Origin of the sequence: Shinella yambaruensis (assembly GCF_050859155.1) — a bacterium.
Taxonomy (GTDB): domain Bacteria; phylum Pseudomonadota; class Alphaproteobacteria; order Rhizobiales; family Rhizobiaceae; genus Shinella; species Shinella yambaruensis.
This window is the reverse complement of record NZ_CP150638.1, coordinates 701841-721079: the sequence shown is the minus strand read 5'-3', so window position 1 is coordinate 721079 and position 19239 is coordinate 701841. Positions and strand designations below refer to the sequence as shown.

Annotated in this window: 18 protein-coding genes; 6 read left to right on the top strand and 12 right to left on the bottom strand. The window is 65.9% G+C overall.

The features are described from left to right. Positions 1–51 precede the first annotated feature (51 nt). The 9 genes from WMC41_RS03435 to WMC41_RS03395 form a co-directional block, all read right to left on the bottom strand. Positions 52–804 (bottom strand): F0F1 ATP synthase subunit A, encoded by a 753-nt coding sequence (locus tag WMC41_RS03435; RefSeq protein WP_244767875.1) that lies wholly within the window; start codon positions 802–804, stop codon positions 52–54. Between the two features lie 61 nt (positions 805–865). Beyond that, positions 866–1261 carry an AtpZ/AtpI family protein gene (locus WMC41_RS03430; RefSeq protein WP_244767876.1) on the bottom strand — a complete coding sequence of 132 codons (396 nt, stop codon included), beginning with the start codon at positions 1259–1261 and terminating at the stop codon, positions 866–868. A 270-nt stretch (positions 1262–1531) separates the two neighbouring features. Beyond that, a complete protein-coding gene (locus WMC41_RS03425; protein WP_244768111.1) occupies positions 1532–2707 on the bottom strand; it encodes a cell wall hydrolase in 1176 nt (391 codons plus the stop codon). Between the two features lie 223 nt (positions 2708–2930). Then, positions 2931–4832: a potassium transporter Kup gene (locus WMC41_RS03420; protein ID WP_432347031.1), complete on the bottom strand. Its 1902-nt coding sequence runs from the start codon at positions 4830–4832 to the stop codon at positions 2931–2933. 13 nt (positions 4833–4845) lie between these two features. Beyond that, on the bottom strand, positions 4846–5829 hold the full coding sequence (locus WMC41_RS03415) for a magnesium transporter CorA family protein (RefSeq protein WP_284220291.1): 984 nt from the start codon (positions 5827–5829) through the stop codon (positions 4846–4848). A gap of 435 nt (positions 5830–6264) precedes the next feature. After that, positions 6265–7446: an Mrp/NBP35 family ATP-binding protein gene (locus tag WMC41_RS03410; RefSeq protein WP_244767878.1), complete on the bottom strand. Its 1182-nt coding sequence runs from the start codon at positions 7444–7446 to the stop codon at positions 6265–6267. Between the two features lie 115 nt (positions 7447–7561). Further along, a complete protein-coding gene (locus WMC41_RS03405) occupies positions 7562–8305 on the bottom strand; it encodes a helix-turn-helix transcriptional regulator (protein WP_244767879.1) in 744 nt (247 codons plus the stop codon). Positions 8306–8389: 84 nt separating this feature from the next. After that, positions 8390–9127: a helix-turn-helix transcriptional regulator gene (locus WMC41_RS03400; RefSeq protein WP_244767880.1), complete on the bottom strand. Its 738-nt coding sequence runs from the start codon at positions 9125–9127 to the stop codon at positions 8390–8392. Positions 9128–9388: 261 nt separating this feature from the next. Then, the gene (locus tag WMC41_RS03395) at positions 9389–10177 is read right to left on the bottom strand and encodes an IclR family transcriptional regulator (RefSeq protein WP_272804597.1); all 789 of its coding nucleotides are present in this window, start codon (positions 10175–10177) and stop codon (positions 9389–9391) included. A gap of 101 nt (positions 10178–10278) precedes the next feature. Here WMC41_RS03395 and WMC41_RS03390 point away from each other — a divergent pair, with 101 nt between their 5' ends. The 5 genes from WMC41_RS03390 (at position 10279) to WMC41_RS03370 (ending at position 14450) form a co-directional block, all read left to right on the top strand. Next, entirely contained in the window at positions 10279–11040 is a 762-nt protein-coding gene (locus WMC41_RS03390; RefSeq protein ID WP_432347030.1) for an SDR family NAD(P)-dependent oxidoreductase, read from the top strand. Then, positions 11040–11963, top strand: coding sequence for a 2-dehydro-3-deoxygalactonokinase (locus WMC41_RS03385; protein ID WP_432347029.1), 924 nt, complete (start codon positions 11040–11042; stop codon positions 11961–11963). The genes WMC41_RS03390 and WMC41_RS03385 overlap by 1 nt, the downstream gene beginning before the upstream one ends. Positions 11964–12020: 57 nt before the next feature. Next, on the top strand, positions 12021–12659 hold the full coding sequence (locus tag WMC41_RS03380; RefSeq protein WP_432347028.1) for a 2-dehydro-3-deoxy-6-phosphogalactonate aldolase: 639 nt from the start codon (positions 12021–12023) through the stop codon (positions 12657–12659). After that, on the top strand, positions 12656–13540 hold the full coding sequence (locus WMC41_RS03375) for an SMP-30/gluconolactonase/LRE family protein (protein ID WP_432347027.1): 885 nt from the start codon (positions 12656–12658) through the stop codon (positions 13538–13540). Before WMC41_RS03380 ends, WMC41_RS03375 begins: the two co-directional genes overlap by 4 nt. 196 nt (positions 13541–13736) lie before the next feature. Then, a complete protein-coding gene (locus tag WMC41_RS03370; RefSeq protein ID WP_272804592.1) occupies positions 13737–14450 on the top strand; it encodes a PRC-barrel domain-containing protein in 714 nt (237 codons plus the stop codon). 296 nt (positions 14451–14746) lie between these two features. Here the strand turns inward: WMC41_RS03370 and WMC41_RS03365 are convergent, their stop codons facing one another. Further along, positions 14747–16294, bottom strand: a complete 1548-nt coding sequence (locus tag WMC41_RS03365) for a trimethylamine methyltransferase family protein (RefSeq protein WP_288080657.1) — start codon at positions 16292–16294, stop codon at positions 14747–14749. Between the two features lie 88 nt (positions 16295–16382). Between WMC41_RS03365 and WMC41_RS03360 the strand changes: the two genes are divergently transcribed. After that, entirely contained in the window at positions 16383–17309 is a 927-nt protein-coding gene (locus WMC41_RS03360) for a LysR substrate-binding domain-containing protein (RefSeq protein WP_244767887.1), read from the top strand. 3 nt (positions 17310–17312) lie between these two features. Here WMC41_RS03360 and WMC41_RS03355 read toward each other — a convergent pair whose 3' ends face one another. Next, positions 17313–17648 (bottom strand): PilZ domain-containing protein, encoded by a 336-nt coding sequence (locus WMC41_RS03355; RefSeq protein WP_244767888.1) that lies wholly within the window; start codon positions 17646–17648, stop codon positions 17313–17315. 114 nt (positions 17649–17762) lie between these two features. Then, positions 17763–19118 carry a putative bifunctional diguanylate cyclase/phosphodiesterase gene (locus WMC41_RS03350; protein WP_244767889.1) on the bottom strand — a complete coding sequence of 452 codons (1356 nt, stop codon included), beginning with the start codon at positions 19116–19118 and terminating at the stop codon, positions 17763–17765. Between the last annotated feature and the right edge of the window lie 121 nt (positions 19119–19239).

The window sequence follows — 19239 nt, the reverse complement described above, 5'->3', positions numbered from 1 at the left end:
TGGGTTGTTGCGGCTTATGAGCGGCGCCCGAGGGCGCCGACGACTGTTTCCTTAATGACCACCCGGATGCACGGCATCGTTGAGGTACATGCATGTCAGAACTGCGAAGACGTAGGCCTGCAGGAACGACACGAGGAATTCGAGACCGGTCAGGGCGACGGTCATGAGAAGGGGCAGGATCGCACCGGCGACACCGACGGCGCCGAGCGCGCCGAGCGAGGTGACGAAGCCGGCGAAGACCTTCAGCGTGATGTGACCCGCCAGCATGTTGGCGAAGAGACGGATCGACAGGCTGATCGGACGCGAGAGGAACGAGATGACCTCGATCGAGACGACCAGCGGCAGCAGCGCGCCGGGAACGCCGGACGGCACGAAGAGCTTCAGGAAGCCGAAGCCGTGCTTGTAGAAACCGTAGACGACCACCGTGCCGATGACGAGGATGGCCAGGGCGAAGGTGACGATGATCTGGCTGGTGACCGTGAAGAAATAGGGCACCATGCCGAGCAGGTTCGCCGTCAGCACGAACATGAAGAGCGAGAAGACCAGCGGGAAGAACTTCATCCCGTGGCTGCCCGCCCCTTCCCGGAGCATCGAGGCGATGAACTCGTAGGACATTTCCGAGACCGACTGCATGCGGCTCGGAACGAGGCCGCGCTGGCCGGTCGTGAAGTAGAGGAAGCCCGCGGCGGCCGCGACGGTGGCGACCATGAAGAGCGAGGCGTTGGTGAACGAGAAATCGATGCCGCCGATTTCGATCGGAACAATCTTGTTGACCAGGAACTGATGGGTCGGATCGTTTGCCACCGTCTATCTCTCTCGCTTGCCCGCCTTGCGGCGGAAGTCACCCATGAATGGGACAACGCCGTCAGGCGCCGTCCTTCGGTTTGGTCTCGTCCCGCCCGCTGCCGGCCTTGCCGGGCTCTCGCCCCGCCAGCCTGTCGACCGGATGGGGCGATGCCACCATGCCAGCCGCGCGCATGACGTTCAGAACGCCGGCACCGAAGCCGAGGAGCAGAAGAACGATCATCCCCCACGGCCCTGTACCTGCAAAATGGTCCAAAAGATAGCCCAGAAGCGCCCCGACGATGACAGCAGCGACGAACTCGCTCGAGAGCTTCATGGCCACCGCGTAGCCCTTGCGGCTCTCCGATGCCCGTGCCTCGGCGGCTCTATCCGCCCCGTCGTCCTTGCGCCGTTCCGCGAGTTCCGCATCCAGGCGCTTCAGCCGGTCTTCCAGACTTTTCTTCTGTTCGTCGGCCATGGCGTTCTCCCGTTTCGTTCCGCGGCGCTTTCGCCCCATTGCGGACATATTGAAGGCTAGGATTCAAGCCATATCCGACCCCTTTCGAAGTCGGGCGCAACATAGTTTTAGGTGCCGGCATAGTCAAGGCATGGCGAAGCTTTGCGCAGCAGCAAATATTATGAAATAAATCAATAGATTAGCCGGAATCACGCATCAGGCGCGACCGATCGTCCCGGGAATCGCGAAGGCTGTGGCGCGGACTCACCCCGCCCTGCCCCTCAGCGCTCCTCAGCTCCAGCCGCCGCCATAAGTGCGGTAGAAGATGTGCTTGCCGATCTTGGCCACCCGCTTCATCGTGCGGCCCCAGGGCGGGTTCACATAGGTCGCGTGGTAGTGGGTGGACGAGCCGACGTCGTCGAACCAGATCTTTCCGGCGGTGACCGCCATGGCGATCTCCTTGGCGGTCTTCCAGTGCCAGGGCGAGAGGATCAGGTCGGGAATGCGGTCGCAGGCGAAGGAGAACTGGCAGCGGTTGCGCCAGTTTTCGTTCTGGTAGACGACGCCGCAGATGGTCTTCGGATAGGCGGGGTTGCGCACGCGGTTGAGAATGACCTGCGCGACGGCGGCCTGGCCCTTCAGCTCCTCGCCGCGCGCCTCGAAATAGATGCCTTCGGCAAGGCACTTCTGCTCCTTGGCGGTGAAGACCTCCGCCGGCAGCGGCGTGGCCGCCCAGGCGTGATCGTCCGGCGAGATGTCGGGCACGAAGCGGCCGAGTTCCGTCTTCGGCTTGAGGATCGAATCGAAGGGCGATTCCCGGGCATAATCCGGCTCGACGCGGGCATAGGCGGTCGCCAGCACGTCGGCATTGTCGTTGGTGACGAGGCTTGCGATGACGGGCGAGACGCCGGGATTCCTGCGCACCGGCTCCTTCTTGTAGAAGGCGGTGGCGATCTCGATTTCCTTGCCCTTGATCTGCGGCTTGGCGAAGGCCATGCGCTGGCCGGTGTCGAAGGCGGGCGAGAGCAGGAAGCTGGTGCGATCGAGGATCGAGCCGGCGGCAAAGCCCTTCGGCGGCGTCACCGGCAGGACGGCGACGATGCGGCCCTTCTTGTCGCGGCGGTTGACGCGGTCCTCGTCGGGAATGCCGCCCTTGCCCTTGTGCTCGCTGCGCAGCGCCGCCGTGACGCCGCCCGGCAGCTCCACGCCCGCGCCGCTTTCGATGCCCCCAGTCGTCATGGCGTCGGCGAAGGCGATCTCGACCTCGTGAATGGAGCCGGCGGGCGAGCGGGTCAGCACCATGGTCTGGTTGCCGCCCTTGCGGTTGAGGCCGGCGAGATAGGTGGCAAGGTCCGTATGGGCGGCCGGCGTCGGAAAGGTGGCGACGAGGCCGAGGCCGACGGCCAGGGGGATTTTCCACTCCCGCTTCAGATAGGCGAGGAAGCGGCCGGCCGCCGCATGACGAATGTTACGCTTACGCAACTTCTTACTCCGCACGCATGCGCAGGCGCGCCGCCATTGTCGATGGCGTGTCCTCCTGCCCGAAACTGACTGTATGGGAGCCCTTCCGCGCCGAAGCACGGGCCCGAAGCGGCTCGTTGTCAGGGTAAAATGAAGCATTAACCTTGATGGTTGGTTAATGCTGATAAACGGCTTTCGGGGAGGCGTTCACCTCCCCTTCACGTTTTCGTCAGATCACGACATGCGAGCCGAGCTCGACCACGCGGTTGGTCGGCAGGCGGAAATAGTCGGACGGGTCGGTGGCGATGTTGGCGAGCGCGATGAAAAGCCGGTCCTGCCACATGGGCATGCCCGATTCGGCGTCGGGCACCAGCTTGCGGCGGCCGAGATAGAACGAGGTCGACATGATGTCGAACCTGTGCCCCGCCTTGCGCATCAGGCCGAGCGCCTGGGAGACGTTCTGCGTCTCCATGAAGCCGAAATGCATCTCGATGCGCGAGAACCGCTCCGAGATCTTCTCGACCGAGAACCGCTGGGCCGGAGCGACGCGCGGCGTGTTGGCGGTCTTGATCGTCAGGATGAAGTTGCGTTCGTGCAGGACGTGGTTGTGCTTGATGTTGTGCAGCAGCGCGGCGGGGGCGAAGTCCGGATCGCTGGTGAGGAAGATCGCCGTGCCGGTGACCTGCACCGGGGCATGCGCGCCGGGCCTTTCCACGGACTTGACGAAGGCGGGCAGCGGCACCTCGATGCGCCGGGTCTTTTCGCGCAGGATCCTCGTGCCGCGGGTCCAGGTCCACATCAGGACGACGACGGCGCCGGCGATCATGACCGGCACATAACCGCCGTCGACCACCTTGAGCAGGTTCGCGCCGAGGAAGGTGAGTTCGAGCAGGAAGAGCGGCAGCAGCGCCGCGGCGGCGGCAAGCGGCGTCCAGCGCCAGCGCCTGCGCAGGAACTCGAAGGCAAGCACGGTCGTCACCACCATCGCCCCGGTGACGGAAATGCCGTAGGCGGTCGCCAGCGCTTCCGAGGAACCGAATATGAAGACGAGCAGCATGACGCCGAAGAGCAGCACCGTGTTGACGCCCGGCAGATAGATCTGGCCGGTCTGGGTCTCGGACGTGTGGAAGATCTCCATGCGCGGCAGGAAACCGAGATGGATCGCCTGGCGCGTCAGCGAGAAGGCGCCGGTGATGACCGCCTGGCTGGCGATGATCGTCGCGAAGGTCGCAAGGACGACGACCGGCAGCAGCGCCCATTTCGGGAACATCAGGAAGAACGGATTGGCGATCGTCTCGGGATGGGAAAGCACCAGCGCGCCCTGGCCGAGATAGTTCAGCGTCAGCGCCGGGAAGACCAGGCAGAACCAGGCCCACTGGATCGGCCGCCGGCCGAAATGGCCGAGGTCCGCATAGAGCGCCTCCGCCCCCGTCACCGTCAGGAAGACCGCCCCCAGCACGACGAGGCCGACATAACCTTCGTTATACATGAACAGCACGGCATAATACGGGTTGAAGGCGGCCAGGATGCCGAGGTCGTCGCTGATATGGCTGATGCCGCCGAGGCCCATGACGATGAACCAGAGGGCGGTGATCGGGCCGAAGAACTTCGACACGGCGGCCGTGCCCCAGGACTGCACGGCAAACAGCATGACGAGGATGACGACGGAGATCGGCACGATATAGTCGTCGAGCGTCGGCGTCACGAGCTTCAGGCCCTCGACGGCGGAAAGGACGGACAGCGCCGGCGTGATCATCGCATCGCCGATGAAGAGCGCCGCGCCGGCCGCCCCCATGAAGAAGAGCACGGTGGCATGCCGGCCCGCGGTCTTCGTGAGAAGCGCCAGCAGGGAGAGCGTGCCGCCCTCGCCGTGGTTGTCGGCGCGCAGCAGGAAGAGCACGTATTTCAGCGTGACGATGACCGTCAGCGTCCAGATCATCAGCGAGATGAGGCCGACGACCTCCTCGCGCACGAGACCGTCGCCGGCGACCGGGCGCAGCGCCTCGCGCAGGGCATAGAGCGGGCTCGTGCCGATGTCGCCATAGACGACGCCGACGGAGCCGAGCGCGAGAAGGAACAGCGTGCGCGCCCTGCTGCGGGAATGCGGAGCGCCGGCGGCATGTGCTTGCATGGGACGATCAGGCCTAGAGCCAGCCTTTCCAGCGGAAGAAGAAAAAGGGGAGGATCGCCGACAGCACCATGGCGGCCAGCGTCAGCGGATAGGCCGCGGGGATGTGCAGTTCCGGCATGAACTCGAAGTTCATGCCGTAGGTCGATGCGATCAGCGTCGGCGGCAGCAGCACGACGGAGGCGATCGAGAAGATCTTGATGATGGCGTTCTGCTCGAGGTTGATGAGGCCGAGCGAGGCATCGAGCAGGAAGGTGATGTTGCCGGCGACGAAATTGGCGTGCTCGGAGAGCGACTGTACGTCCCGCGTCACCGTGCGGCAGAGCTCCAGGCTCTCGCGATCGGACTGCAGCGCCGGCAGGCCATGCAGGAAGGTCAGGACACGCGAGAGCGACATCAGGCTGTCACGCGTCTTGGCGACAAGGCGGTGGAGCGCGGAGACCTGCACGACGCGGTCCTCCAGATAGCGCGGCGGGCGGCGGCTCAGATGCCGCTTGTCGCCGAACACTTCGAGCGAGAGCTTGTCGGCGCGCGAAACCGCGATCTCGAGGATTTCGGCGGTGCGGTCGGCGATGGTTTCCAGAAGCCGCGTGATCATCACGATGGGCGTGCCGCAGCCGCCCGGAATGCGGTGCATCGCGCTCTTGAAAAGGGAGAAGGAGCGCGGCTCGGCATAGCGCACCGTCAGCAGCCGGTCCGGCGTGAGGATGAAGGCAACGTCGGTCAGGTGCGGCAGGTCGCTTTCCGCCTTCACCATCAGCGAAGCCGTCATGTAGGCAGCATTGCCGTCCGTATAGAGCCGGCTCGACGGCTCGATGTCCTTCAGTTCGTCGCGCGTCGGCACGTCGATCGACAGGACCCGCTCGATCACGGCCTCGTCGTTGCGGGTGGGTTCGAGCAGATCGACCCAGACGGCGCCGGCAAGGGCCTCGGCGGCCGCAGAATCGGTTTCTGCCGGCAGGGCGCGCGCCTCGCCGTTGGGGCGGAAAACCGTGATCACCGGCGAATGGCTCCGGGAAGGACCATCGCTCACACTCCTGACTGGACGCCACGCTTCAGCGGTCGGCCGCGCATATTGCGCGGCACAACATAAAAAGCAAGGACCCTGCTTTTGGTTCCATCGGCGTGTGCACGGGAGCTTACCCCCTCTGCCCTGCCGGGCATCTCCCCCTTGAGGGCAGGGCTATCGCATATGGAATTCGACCTTGCCGTTTTCCCCTTCTCCCCCGCGGGGAGAAGGTGGCCCGAAGGGTCGGATGAGGGGGTGGCTCCGACGGTTCGTTTGTGTTGCGGCACTCCCCCTCATCCGCCTGCCGGCACCTTCTCCCCGCGGGGGAGAAGGGGATGGGGCTACCGTTTTCCTCCATGCAATGGCCCTGCCCTCAAGGGGGAGATGCCCGGCGGGGCAGAAGGGGGTCGAATGAAATCGACGCCACTATTCGAAGACGATCGCCGGCGCGCCGCGCGCGCCCTTGCCCTCGATCGCCTGGAGTTCCTGCCAGACGCGGGTGGCGATCGCGCGATAGGTCTTCGCCGCCGCGCCATCCGGATTGGAAACGACGACGGGCGTGCCGGCATCGGAAGTCTCGCGGATATCCATGGTCAGCGGCACCTCGCCGAGGAACGGCACGCCGATGCGCTCGGCCTCCTTGCGCGCGCCGCCATGGCCGAAGATGTCGTAGCGGTTGCCGGTATCGGGCGCGATGAAATAGCTCATGTTCTCGACGATGCCGAGCACCGGCACCTCGACCTTCGAGAACATGTTGAGGCCCTTGCGCGCATCGATGAGGGCAAGGTCCTGCGGGGTGGAGACGATGACGGCGCCGGCAAGCGGCACCTGCTGGGCCATGGTGAGCTGCGCATCGCCCGTGCCCGGCGGCATGTCGACGACGAGCACGTCGAGCTCGCCCCAGGCGACCTCGCGCAGCATCTGCATCAGCGCCGACTGGATCATCGGCCCGCGCCAGATCATCGCCACCTCCTCGTCGACGAGGAAGCCCATGGACATGACCTTGATGCCGTAGTTCTCCATCGGCTTGATCGTACGGCCTTCGAGCTGCTGCGGCCGGCCGGAGATCTTCAGGAGCCGCGGCATGGACGGGCCGTAGATATCGGCGTCGAGGATGCCGACGCGAAGGCCGTTCGCCTTCAGCGCCAGGGCGAGGTTGACGGAGGTGGTGGATTTTCCGACGCCCCCCTTGCCCGACGCGACGGCGATGATGGCGCCGACGCCGGGAATGCCGGACTTCGCGCGCTGCGGCGGCTGGCCGGGCGCGGCATGGGCATGGCCGGCATGGCCGTGCGCATCGCCGCGGCCGGGCGGCGGCGGGGTCGGCGCGCGGGCGGCGGCGGGGCCGGAAGCGGCGCGCTTGTCCGCCGTCAGCGCCACCATGGCAGCCTTGATGCCGGGGATTTCCTTGACGACGCGCTCGGCGGCGGCGCGCATCGGGTCGAGCTCGCGGGCGCGCTCGGCCGGCACGGTGATCGAGAAATAGGCCTTGCCGTCGGAGATGAAGACATCCGAGACGAGGCCGAGGTCGACGATGTTGCCGTCCATGTCCGGGCCGCGCACCGTGCGCAGCCGTTCCAGCACCTGTTCCTTGCTTACATCCGTCATGAAACCCTCGATCGACCCGTCGCGGCATCAGGCCGCGGCCCTTTTTTCCGTAGATAGTGCACGGAAAGGCGCTCGCCAAACGTTTTCGCCCGTGACCGAAAGCCTCGGCTCCCGCTCAGGCGATCAGCCCGCGGCGGATGGCCTTGACCACGGCTTGGGTGCGATTGACCGCCTCCAGCTTGCGCGTGACCTGGTTGAGGTAGTGGTTCACCGTATGCTCGGACAGGCCGAGGATTTCGGCGATCTCCAGGCTGGTCTTGCCCGCCGCGGTCCAGCTGAGGCACTGGATCTCGCGTTCGGTGAGCACGACCTGGCCGGATTTCCAGGCCGCGCCGATCTCCGCGAGCCGGTTGAAGAGGTGGACGGAGATCATCTGCAGCATCAGCCGCTCGTCGCGGCCGAGTGTCGGGCTCTCGCCGCCCCAGACGACGGCGCCGCGATTGCCGAGCGCATCGTGCACGGGGAAAAAGTGGCCGGCCAGCATGCCGTGGCTGGTCATGGCGCCGACCAGCTCGGTGAAATCCAGCTGCTCGGAGGATTCGCCGATCCATTCCCGCATGTCATAGGAGAACGGCACGGTGGTAAGCCGTAGCTTACGGATGCCGGCGCTGTGGCGAACCATGCGCAGCGCATCGTATTTTCCGAGGATTTCCTGCGGCCAGTTGCTGACGATGGAATAGGCCGACAGCTTCTCCGCCTCGAAGCCCGGCAGGTTGAAGACGATGAAAAATTTGAGCCCGTATTCCTCGCACTTGCGCCGCATATAGCGCACGATGTCGAACTGCGTTTCGAGAGCGGCGATCTCGCTGCCTTCGTCCCGTAGCTGGTTGTCGGTGCTGCTCGTTTCGTCAGCCGTCATGGTCCCCCGCAATTTTGTTCTTAGCCTTGGGCATTTGGAGCGGAACCGCACGCATTCCAGAAAGTCGCAAGGTTTTTTTATGCATCAGTTCAAAAGCCCAGCGCGAATCGCCTTGGCGACCGCCTGGACCCGGTTGACGGCATCGAGCTTGCGCGTCGCCCGGTTGAGATAATGATTGACCGTATATTCCGAAAGGCCGAGGATTTCAGACATTTCCACGCTCGTCTTGCCGGCCGAGGCCCAGGACAGGCACTCGATCTCGCGGCGCGAGAGCGAAACGTTCTGCCGGCGGCCGGCGCGCAGCTCGACGACTTCGGTGAAGATGAGGTTCGCGACCGCGTTGAGTTCGGCCATCTCACGCGGGTTGAGCACGTCGCGCGTGCCGCCGAAGGCCAGCGCGCCGCGCAGACCCACCGAATTGTGGGCCGGGAAATAGGCCCCGCGCGACAGGCCGTGCCGTTCGAAGAGGCTCGCCGCGATCGCCGCCTTGCCATCGGCCCTGCGCCGGTTCGTGCGGTCCGCATCATAGGTGAAGGGGTTGGTGCTCTGGCGCAGGCGCTCGATGACGGGGCTGCCGAAGATCAGGCCGGCATGGTCGTATGTCTTGAGCATCTCGTCCGGCCAGGACGTCAGCAGCACGTTGGAGGAGAAGTCGGTCGAGGTTTCCGACGGGACGTTGATCAGGAGGTAGCCGCGAAGGCCATAGTGCTTGGCAAGGCTGTCCAGCGTCTCGGCGACGTCTTCCTGCGAGCCCAGCGTCGCCGGATCCGGGTCCCGCCGATGCCGGAACCGCGCAGACGCCGTATGAAATCGATCCGCCATATCCATCTTCCTTCAGCACGCACGCGCCCGTGCGGCAAAAATGCCGTCACAATGCACTGCTTGCTCCAGGAACCCCCGTATCCCAATGCAAGTATGTTCGATGAACCGCGCCTCAAGTCCGCGGCGAGCGACGCAACTCGTGAGCTGGTCGTGAGGGAAGCTAATGATGCCCCAACTCCACGTCCAGCGCGATTTTCTAATTTACCGTAAAATGGCGCCATAAGACAACCATGCCATCATTTACGGACCTTGCCTCTCGACTTACCGTTGCGGACCGAGGCGGGCCGACAATTCCGCCATGATGGCGCCGGCCGCATGCCGCACGCGCGGCGCCCAGTCGTCGAGCTGCGCCTCACCGACGCGATAGGCCGGCCCCGTCACGGAAACGCCGGCAACGAGCGCGCGGCCGGCGTCGAAGACCGGGGCGGCGACGCAGCGGATGCCCGGTTCGTGCTCCTCCCGGTCGAAGGCGATGCCACTCAAACGGATCTGCGCCAGCTCGTCGAGCAGCGCCGCGCGGCTGGTGATCGTCTGCGGCGTGAACCGGCGGAACTCCAGGCCGGACAGGAGGGCGTCGAGCGCCTCGGCATCCAGCGCGGCGAGCGCCGCCTTGCCGACGCCGGTGCAATAGGCCGGCGAGGCATTGCCGATCTGCGAGTTCATGCGCACGGCCTGCCGGCTCTCCACCTTGTCGAGATAGATGATCTCCCGCCCGCGCAGGACGCCGAGATGCACGGTCTCGCCGGTCTGCCGGTGCAGCGCCTCGAGGAAGGGCGCGGCAACGGCGCGGAACTCGTTGCGCGCCCAGCTGGCGGAGGCGAGCTTCAAGAGGCGCAGGCCCGGCACATAGGCATGGTCGGGGCGCAGCTCCAGCAACCCCTCCTGCACCAGATGGGAGAGCTGGCGGTGCAGCGTGCCGCGCGGCTGGCCGCTGACGGCGAGCACATCAGTGAAACGCATCGGGCGCTCGGCGAGCGCCACGGTCTCCAGGACGGCCATCGCCTTGCCGAGCGTGCCGGTGCCCCCCTCCTCGTCCCGCTCGTTCGCCATTGCCACATCCCCGCTCGTCCCTTGACAGGCTGCCATGGTAACGAAATAATTCCGAATAATCAAACTCAGTTCCAAATAATGGAATTTTCTGGAGACCATCGATGACGGGGCGTTATCCGGACCTTGCAGGACAGGGCGTGCTCGTCACCGGCGGCGGTTCGGGCATCGGCGCGGCGCTGGTCAGGGGTTTTACCGCTGCCGGCGCCCGCGTCGCCTTTCTCGACATTGCCGAGGTGGAGAGCCGCACCCTGGTCTCGGAACTCGAAGGCAGGGTCGGGCACCTGCCCCATTACATACGGACGGACCTGCGTGACATCGATGCGCTGCGCAGGGCGGTCGATGAAGCGGCCGCTGTGCTCGGTGGCCTCAGCGTGCTCGTCAACAACGCGGCGCGCGACGACCGGCACGATCTGGAGACCGTGGAGCCCGACTATTGGGACGAGAACCAGGCGGTGAACCTGCGCCACCACTTCTTCGCCGCCCAGGCCGCCGCACCGCATATGCGGGCAGCCGGCGGCGGGGCGATCGTCAATTTCTCCTCCATCGCCTTCCTGCTCAACATGGGCGAGTTTCCCGGCTATGCCACCGCCAAGGCCGGCATTGTCGGCCTCACCAAGTCGCTCGCCGGCCGGCTCGGGCCGGACAATATCCGCGTCAACGCCATCCTGCCCGGCATGGTGCTGACCGAACGGCAGAAGCGCCTGTGGATCGACGAGGCGGCGGTGGCCGGCGGCATCGCCCGCCAGTGCCTGAAACGCTCGCTCATCGCCGACGACATGGTCGGCCCCTGCCTTTTCCTGGCGTCGGACGCCTCCGCCGCCATAACCGCACAAACGCTCATCGTCGACGGAGGCATGCTCTGATGACCACACCCGAACCCGCTTATGTCGCGGTCGACTGGGGGACCTCCAGCTTCCGCCTCTGGCTCATCGGCAAGGACGGCGACGTGCTCGCCGAACGCCGCAGCGGCGAAGGCATGACGACCGCCGCCCGCACCGGCTTTGCCGAGGTGCTGCAAAGCCACCTTGCCGCCGTCTTGGCACCCGCCGGCCTGCCGGTGCTGATCTGCGGCATGGCCGGGGCCAAACAGGGCTGGATAGAGGCCGGCTATCTCGATACGCCCGCCGCGCTTGCCGACATTCCCGCCGCCGCCGTGCGCATTCCCGGCGCTTCCGCTGACATCCGCATCCTGCCCGGCCTTGCCCAGCGCGACGCGGCCGCGCCCGATGTCATGCGCGGCGAGGAGACCCAGCTTCTCGGTGCCGCCGCCACGCTGGGTGAAGGCGACCACCTCGTCTGCATGCCCGGCACGCACAGCAAGTGGGTGCGCCTTTCCGGCGGAAAGGTCGCGGGGTTCTCCACCTTCATGACCGGTGAGCTGTTCGAGGCGATCGCCAGGAACACGATCCTCAGCCACGCCATCGCCGAGACCGTGGCGATTGCCGGCGACAACGCCGCCTTCCGCGCCGCAGTCGTGCGCATGGTGGCCAATCCGGCGCTTGCAACGAGCCAGATCTTCTCCGTGCGCGCCGGCTCGCTGATCGCGGGGCTTTCGCCGGTGGATGCCAAGGCACGCCTTTCCGGCACGCTGATCGGGCTGGAGATCGCCGGAGCCCTCTCCCTCGTCGCCGAGGGCACGCCCGTCATGCTCGTCGTGTCCGGCGGGCTCGGCGCACTCTACAAGGACGCCCTTGCCGCCGCCGGCATCGCCCCCACCGTCATCGATGCCGATACCGCCGTGCGCGACGGCCTTGCCGCAGGCGCGAAAGCCCTCTGGTCCCTTTGAACATGAACTGCAACCCATTCCGCTCACCCCGGACCTGCTCCCGAGAAAGCTGAACCGATGAACCGCATCCCCTTCCCCCCGATGAAATACCCGCTGATCGCCATCCTGCGCGGCCTGAAGCCGGGCGAGGCCCAGGCTGTCGTCGGCGCCCTAATCGAGACGGGTTTCACCGCGATCGAGATCCCGCTGAACTCGCCCGATCCCTTCGCCTCGATCGAGACCGCCGCGAAGATGGCGCCGGAGGGCTGCCTGATCGGTGCCGGCACGGTGCTGACCGTCGCGGATGTCGACCGGCTCGCCGATGTCGGCGGGCGGCTGATGGTGAGCCCGAATGTCGAGCCCGACGTCATCGCCGCCGCCGCCGCCAAGGGCATGGTGACGATGCCGGGTGTCTTCACGCCGACCGAAGCGCTCGCCGCCGCGCGCGCCGGGGCGACGGGACTCAAGTTCTTTCCCGCCAGCGTGCTCGGTCCTGCCGGCATCCAGGCGATCCGCGCCGTGCTGCCGGCCGACCTGGAGATCGCGGCCGTCGGCGGCGTCTCGGAGAAGAACTTCACCGACTATGCCGCCATCGGCATCCGCAGCTTCGGCCTCGGCTCCAGCCTCTACAAGGTGGGCATGGGCGCCGACGAGGTGCGCGCCCGCGCCCGCGCGACGGTCGAGGCCTATGACGCGGTCTATGGAGGCGGAAAATGAGCGAGACCCATTCCTTCAACGGCCGCATCCTGTGCGAGACGGCCTGCGAGCTCGGCGAAGGCCCGACCTACGATCCGGCGACGGGCAAGGCCTACTGGTTCGACATCATGGGCCGCACGCTGCATGAACTGCACCTTGCGACGATGACCAAGGCGACGCATGCCCTGCCCTTCCTCGGCAGCGTGCTCGCCGTCGTCGATCCGGAGCGCCAGCTCATCGTCTCCGACCAGGGGCTTTTCCTGCGCAGGGTCGCCGATGGAGCGCTCAGTCCCTTCGTCACGCTGGAGGACAAGGCGCAGAACCGCTCCAATGACGGGCGCGTGCATCCGTCCGGGGCGCTCTGGGCGAGCACGATGGGCCGCAAGGCGGAAAAGCATGCCGGCGCAATCTATCACATTGCCGGCGGGACGGTGACGAAGCTCTTTTCCGACATCACCATCCCGAACGGCATCTGCTTCTCGCCGGATGGCCGCATCGGCTATTTCACAGATACGGACGTCAACCATCTGATGCGCGTCGCGCTCGACCCGAAGACCGGCCTGCCCGCCGGCGCGCCCGAGGTCCTCGGCGACGAGACCGGCACGCCGGGCGGCATCGACGGTTCGGTCTGCGATGCGGACGGGCTGATCTGGAACGCGCGCTGGGGCGCAAATGCGGTCGATGTCTACAAGCCCGACGGCACGAAGATCGCCCGCCATCTGGTGCCGGCCGCGCAGGCGAGCTGCCCGGCCTTCATCGGCGACAAGGCCGACCGGCTGCTGGTGACATCCGCCTGGCAGGGCATGGACGCGGCCGCACGCCTTGCCGATCCGCATGCCGGCCAGACCTTCGAACTCGGCCTTGCGGTGAAGGGGCGTTTCGAGCCGGCATTCGCGATCTGAAGATACATCCGGCTGGAGCGGGCCGCGGCCCTGCGCCCGCTTCCCGCGTCAAAAATGCATGGCGGCAATCAAAAAGAAGGCAATTTTCATCGGAACCAAAATCGGATGTCGCCGTTCCTTGTCCATCAGCCGGTGCGGACGGCCCCTCTAAAGACCGCCGCGCCTTGATGCCAACGAGACGAAAGGCAGGTTCAAGATGACCAATAAACTTCTCACTTCCGTTGCCGCTGGTGCACTCTTCCTCGGCGCGGCCCTGGCCCCGGCAGCCTTTGCGCAGGACACCAACCAGCCGGCCGCCGGCGAAACCCAGACCCTGGAACAGCAGCCGGGCATGACCGGTGACGACGCCACGGGCACCACGCCCGGCGACACCGCAGCAACCCCGACCACGCCGACGACCGAGGATACGGCCCAGACGCCGGAAACCGGCACGGCCACCGAAGATACGGCTCAGACCCCGGCAACGACCCCGACCGAGGACACGGCGCAGGCGCCGGCTGCCGGCGGTGACTATCTGACGGCCCAGTCGCCGGAACAGATCAGCGCCAACACCTATCTCGGCCAGGCCGTCTACAACAGCGCCGATGAAAGCATCGGCAAGATCTCCGACCTGATCATGGAGAAGGACGGCGGCATCACCGCAGCCGTTGTCGGTGTCGGCGGCTTCCTGGGCATCGGCGAAAAGTGGGTCGCCGTTCCGTTCGAGAAGATCTCGATCACGCAGATCCCGGATTCGGACGATGTCAAGCTGACGACGACCGAAACCGCCGAGAGCCTGCAGGCCGCGCCGGAATTCAAGACCACGGCGCAGCAGGTTGCCGAACGCCAGGCCACGACCCCGGTCGATACCTCGACGACCTCGTCGACGACCGACACGGGCACGGCTCCGGCCACCCAGCCGGTCGAATAATCCGGCAGGTTCATTCTGATCTCCAGCCCGGTGGCCATCCCTGCGCCACCGGGTTTTTCTTTTGCACCATTCTTTTTTTGGCGTGCGCGTTTACCCCCCTCTGCCCTGCCGGGCATCTCCCCCTCAAGGGGGGAGATTGGATGGAGGACCATTTCGCCCATCTCCAGCGTTGCGATTCGAGCAGGTTTCCTGCTCCTTGCCGATCTCCCCCCCTTGAGGGGGAGATGCCCGGCAGGGCAGAGGGGGGAGCAGCCGCAAATGCGCGCTTGAAACTCCTTCAATACCAGGCGTCAGCTTCAATACCAGGCGTCGGCCATCGCGGCCTTCTTGCGGTCCATGTAGTCGCAAAGCGCCTCGTCGATGGCGGCATCGAGCGGGGGCGCCTGGTATTCGGCGAGCGTCTTCTTCCACTGGCGGTTGGCGCGGGTCGCCATGTCCGTCGAGCCGCCCTCCTCGCTCCATTTCTCGAAGGGCTCGTTGTCGGAGAGGGCCGAATCCCAGAAGGCGGTCTGGTAGTTGCGCATCGTATGGTCGCAGCCGAGGAAATGGCTGCCGGGGCCGACCTGGAGGAAGGCGTCCATGGCCAGCGTGTTGTCGTCCACCGTAACGCCGGCGAGATAGGAATGCAGCGCGCCGCAAAGGTCGGCATCCATCACGAACTTCTCGTAGGACATGGAGAGCAGGCCATCGAGGAAGCCGGCGGAATGCAGGATGAAGTTGGCGCCGCAATGCACCGCCGACAGCATGGACATCAGCCCTTCCTGCATGGCCTGGCCGTCCGGCAGCTTGGAGTTCGAGAAATTGCCGGCGCAGCGCAGCGGCAGCTTCAGGCGCCGGGCAAGCTGGCCGACGACCATGGAACCGATGGCCGGCTCCGGCGTGCCGAAGGTGGGCGAGCCGGAGCGCAGCGACATGGAGGAGAGGAAATTGCCGAAGATGACCGGCGCGCCCTTCCTTTCAAGCTGGGTCAGCGCGCAGCCGGCCAGCGTTTCGGCGAAGGACTGGGCGATGGCGCCGGCATTCGTCACCGGTCCCATGGCGCCGCCGAGAATGAAGGGCACGATGACGGCGGCCTGGTTGGCGCGGGCATAGGCGCGCAGGGATTTCGTCATCGTGCCGTCCCAGACGAGCGGCGAATTGACGTTGACATTGCCGAGGATGACGCAGTTCTTGTCGACGAAATCGGCGCCGAACAGGATGCGCGCCATGTCGATGGAATCCTCCGCGCGCTCCTCCGCGGTGATCGAGCCCATGAAGGCGCGGTCGGAATATTTGATGTGGCTGTAGACCATGTCGAGATGGCGCTTGTTGACGGGAATGTCGACCGGCTCGCAGATCGTGCCGCCGGAATGATGCAGCCAGGGGCTCGACTGGGCGAGCTTGATGAAGTTGCGGAAGTCCTCCAGCGTGCCGTAGCGCCGGCCCTTGTCGAGATCCATGACGAAGGGCGAGCCATAGGCCGGCGAGAAGACCACCTTGTTGCCGCCGATCTCGACATTGTTGGCGGGGTTGCGGGCGTGCTGGGTGAACTCGGCGGGCGCGGAGGAGACGATCTCGCGCAGCATGCCGGGCTCGAAGCGCACGAGCAGGCCCTCCACCTTCGCACCGGCGCGCTTCCAATGGTCGATGGCGGCGGGATCGTCGCGGAACTCGATGCCGACCTCGGCCAGGATGCGGTCCGCCGCCCGCTCGATCTTCTGCAGGTTCTCTTCCGACAACACGTCGTAGGTCGGGATGCCCCGCACGATATAGGGCACGCCGAGCGCCTTGGCACCACCCTCCCGCCGGGCCGGACGTCCCCTCACTCTGCGTGCCGGTGCTTCGATCGTCGCTGCGTCTGCCATTGCCGCCTCCATAATCCAGAACGAGGCTAGGCGTGATTGAGCGCCTTGTGACGCTGGAAAAAACTTACGAAGACTATAAGCTGCATTTATGGAAACCCTGCGCCGCCTGCTCCCCTCCGCCTCCAGCCTCATCATCTTCGAGGCCGCCGGGCGGCACCAGAACTTCACCCGCGCCGCCGCCGAGCTCGGCATGACGCAGGCGGCCGTCTCCTATGCGGTGCGCAATCTCGAGGAGCAGCTGGGCGTGGCGCTCTTCCACCGCATCCACCGCGCCGTGGAGCTGACCGATGCCGGCGAGCGCTTCCATGCGGACGTGACGCTCGGCCTGTCGCGCATCCAGAAATCGGCGGAGGATATCCGCGCCAAGGGGCGCGAGGCGAATGTGACGCTTGCCGCCTCCACCGCCTTCGCCTCGATGTGGATGCTGCCGCGGCTTGCCAAGCTGCGCGCCGACCTTCCCGATATCGACCTGCGCATCCAGACCAGCGTGCGCGACCTCGACCTCGACGAGGAGCCGATCCCGCTCGGCATTCGCGGCGGCGACCCGGCGAAATGGCCGCGCTACCATGCGGCGCTGCTGGCGCCGGAAGTGATCGCGGCCGTCGCGAGCCCGGCCTTCGTGGAAAGCCGCGGGCACCCGACGACGCCGGAAGAACTGCTGAAGCTGCCCCTCATCCACCTGGAGGAGCCGGTGCGGGCGGCCTGCGACTGGCCGGAATGGTTCGCAAGCGCGGGCGTGCGCTACCCGGCGCAGGCCCGCCGGCTCGCCATCAACGATTATGTGCTGGTGATCCAGGCCGTGCTGGCGGGGGAAGGCGTCGCGCTCGGCTGGCGGCACCTGATCGACGGGCAGGTGCGCTCGGGCGCGCTCGTCACCGTCGGCGGCCATGTGCTGAGGACGGATGACGCCTTCCACGTCGTCTGGCCGCGCTCGCGCGAACTCAACGGCCCGGCCCGGCGGGTGCGGGACTGGCTGCTGGAGGAAGGCCGGCTGGCCCGGAGCGGCGAGGCCTGAGCGTCAGCGGCGCAGGACCGGCCGCACCTCTTCGTGGAAGAAGCGGAAATAGGAAGTGATCTGCGCGAGCGCGTTGGTCGACAGCTTGTACTGGATGCCGAGGCGGCCGTTGGAATACCAGCACACCGTGCCGCTGAGGCGGCCCAGTTCCTCGCTCTCGACCGTCACCAGTTGGCCGGCCATGGCCTGGATGGGCTTCTCCACGTCGAAGGCCATGCCCGTCGGAGAGAGGTCGATGACGCGCGCACGCGTCGTTTGATGCATCACCCGCACCGTCGCGAAAATACGCACCTTGGAACGGTCGCTCGCCCTGACGGGCATATCCTTGATGGTCGTCATCCGTGGCTCCCCTCACGAACATTCACAGTGGAGCCACCATAACAGAGGCTGCTTGCCACCCGGCTAAACAAATGCCTGCAATTTTACGGAAGTGGTCTATTCGGGGACGGCGCCTCAGCAGACCGCCCGGCCCTCGACGCTGACATAACGATCGGAGAGGAAGCGCATGGTGGCAACGGCATCCTGCGGCTTGCCGTAGAAATAGCCCTGCCCCATGCCGCAGCCGAGCGCCTTCAGCTTCAGCGCCTCGGAAAAATCCTCGATGCCTTCGGCGACGACGGCAAGATCGAGGCCCTCGCACATGGCGACGATCGCCTTGATGATGTGCTCGGAGGCCTTGTCGTTGGAAATGCGCGAGACGAAGGCGCGGTCGATCTTCACCTTGTCGAAGGTGAAGTCGCGCAGGCGCCCGAGGCTCGACTGGCCGGTGCCGAAATCGTCGAGCGAGATGCGCACGCCCGCCGCGCGCAGCTCCCCGACGATCTTCTGCGCCGTGTCGGCATCCGTCATCACGGCGGTCTCGGTGATCTCCAGCTCCAGCCGGCGCGGATCGAGCCCGGCGCGGTTGAGGATCGCCAGCGTGTTGAAGGCCGTCTTCGGGTCCATCAGCTGGGCGGAGGAGAGGTTGAAGGAGAGGAAGAGCTCCTTCGGCCAGGACAGCGCCGTCTCGGCCGCCTTGCGCAGCAGCGTATCGGACAGCGCATCGATGAAGCCGCGCTCCTCGGCAAGCGGCACGAAGGTGGCGGGCGAGACATAGCCGAGATCGGCATCGCACCAGCGGGCAAGCGCCTCGAAGCCGACGACCGTGTCGTCGCGCAGGCTGACGATCGGCTGGAAATGCACGTCCACCTCATTGGCGATGATGGCATTGCGCAGCGCCTGCTCGAGCTGCGTGGCGCGCTTCATCTCCTGGGCGATCTCCTGGGAATAGACGGTGATCTGGCCGCGGCCGCGGCGCTTGGAGCGATAGAGGGCCGTATCCGCGCTCTTCAAGAGCTCGGTGAAATCCGCGCCGGCGAAGGGGAAGATGGCAAAGCCGAACGAGGCCGAAAGGCGCACATTGCGGTCGCCGAGGTCGAAGGGGGCCGACAGCACCTCGCGCAGCATCTGGCCGATCTTCTCCGCGCCCTTGCGCTCGAAAACGAGCGGCAGCACGAAGGCGAACTCGTCACCGCCGTGGCGGGTGACGGTGGCGCCGTCGGGAATGCAGGCCTTCAGGCGATGGGCCACCTGGCAGAGGATCTCATCGCCCGCGCGCGGGCCGAAAAGGTCGTTGATCGGCTTGAAGCCGTCGAGATTGGCGATGCCGATGGCAAACGGCGCGGGGTCCTCCTCGCGCTCCTTGGCGATCTGGCGCACCTTGTCGCGCAACCGGTAGAGGTTGCCGAGCCCCGTCAGCGGGTCCGTATAGGCCATCGCATGGAGGTCGGTCTGGGAAACATCCAGCGCTGCAGGATCAGCAGACTTCATCAATGATTTCCCGTACTTGCACGCGACCTCCGAGGATGGTTCCACGATGAGGCATGATCGTTAACAAAAACATAGCAAACGATCGTCACTCCTGCCCACCTGCCTCCCCAAATCTGGGGAG

Bases quoted from the DNA above. Each gene is read 5' to 3' on its own strand.
- WMC41_RS03430 (WP_244767876.1), bottom strand. From the start codon at position 1,261: ATGGCCGACGAACAGAAGAAAAGTCTGGAAGACCGGCTGAAGCGCCTG.
- WMC41_RS03420 (WP_432347031.1), bottom strand. From the start codon at position 4,832: ATGCAAGCACATGCCGCCGGCGCTCCGCATTCCCGCAGCAGGGCGCGC.
- WMC41_RS03410 (WP_244767878.1), bottom strand. From the start codon at position 7,446: ATGACGGATGTAAGCAAGGAACAGGTGCTGGAACGGCTGCGCACGGTG.
- WMC41_RS03405 (WP_244767879.1), bottom strand. From the start codon at position 8,305: ATGACGGCTGACGAAACGAGCAGCACCGACAACCAGCTACGGGACGAA.
- WMC41_RS03400 (WP_244767880.1), bottom strand. From the start codon at position 9,127: ATGGCGGATCGATTTCATACGGCGTCTGCGCGGTTCCGGCATCGGCGG.
- WMC41_RS03395 (WP_272804597.1), bottom strand. From the start codon at position 10,177: ATGGCGAACGAGCGGGACGAGGAGGGGGGCACCGGCACGCTCGGCAAG.
- WMC41_RS03390 (WP_432347030.1), top strand. From the start codon at position 10,279: ATGACGGGGCGTTATCCGGACCTTGCAGGACAGGGCGTGCTCGTCACC.
- WMC41_RS03385 (WP_432347029.1), top strand. From the start codon at position 11,040: ATGACCACACCCGAACCCGCTTATGTCGCGGTCGACTGGGGGACCTCC.
- WMC41_RS03380 (WP_432347028.1), top strand. From the start codon at position 12,021: ATGAACCGCATCCCCTTCCCCCCGATGAAATACCCGCTGATCGCCATC.
- WMC41_RS03375 (WP_432347027.1), top strand. From the start codon at position 12,656: ATGAGCGAGACCCATTCCTTCAACGGCCGCATCCTGTGCGAGACGGCC.
- WMC41_RS03370 (WP_272804592.1), top strand. From the start codon at position 13,737: ATGACCAATAAACTTCTCACTTCCGTTGCCGCTGGTGCACTCTTCCTC.
- WMC41_RS03365 (WP_288080657.1), bottom strand. From the start codon at position 16,294: ATGGCAGACGCAGCGACGATCGAAGCACCGGCACGCAGAGTGAGGGGA.
- WMC41_RS03360 (WP_244767887.1), top strand. From the start codon at position 16,383: ATGGAAACCCTGCGCCGCCTGCTCCCCTCCGCCTCCAGCCTCATCATC.
- WMC41_RS03355 (WP_244767888.1), bottom strand. From the start codon at position 17,648: ATGACGACCATCAAGGATATGCCCGTCAGGGCGAGCGACCGTTCCAAG.
- WMC41_RS03350 (WP_244767889.1), bottom strand. From the start codon at position 19,118: ATGAAGTCTGCTGATCCTGCAGCGCTGGATGTTTCCCAGACCGACCTC.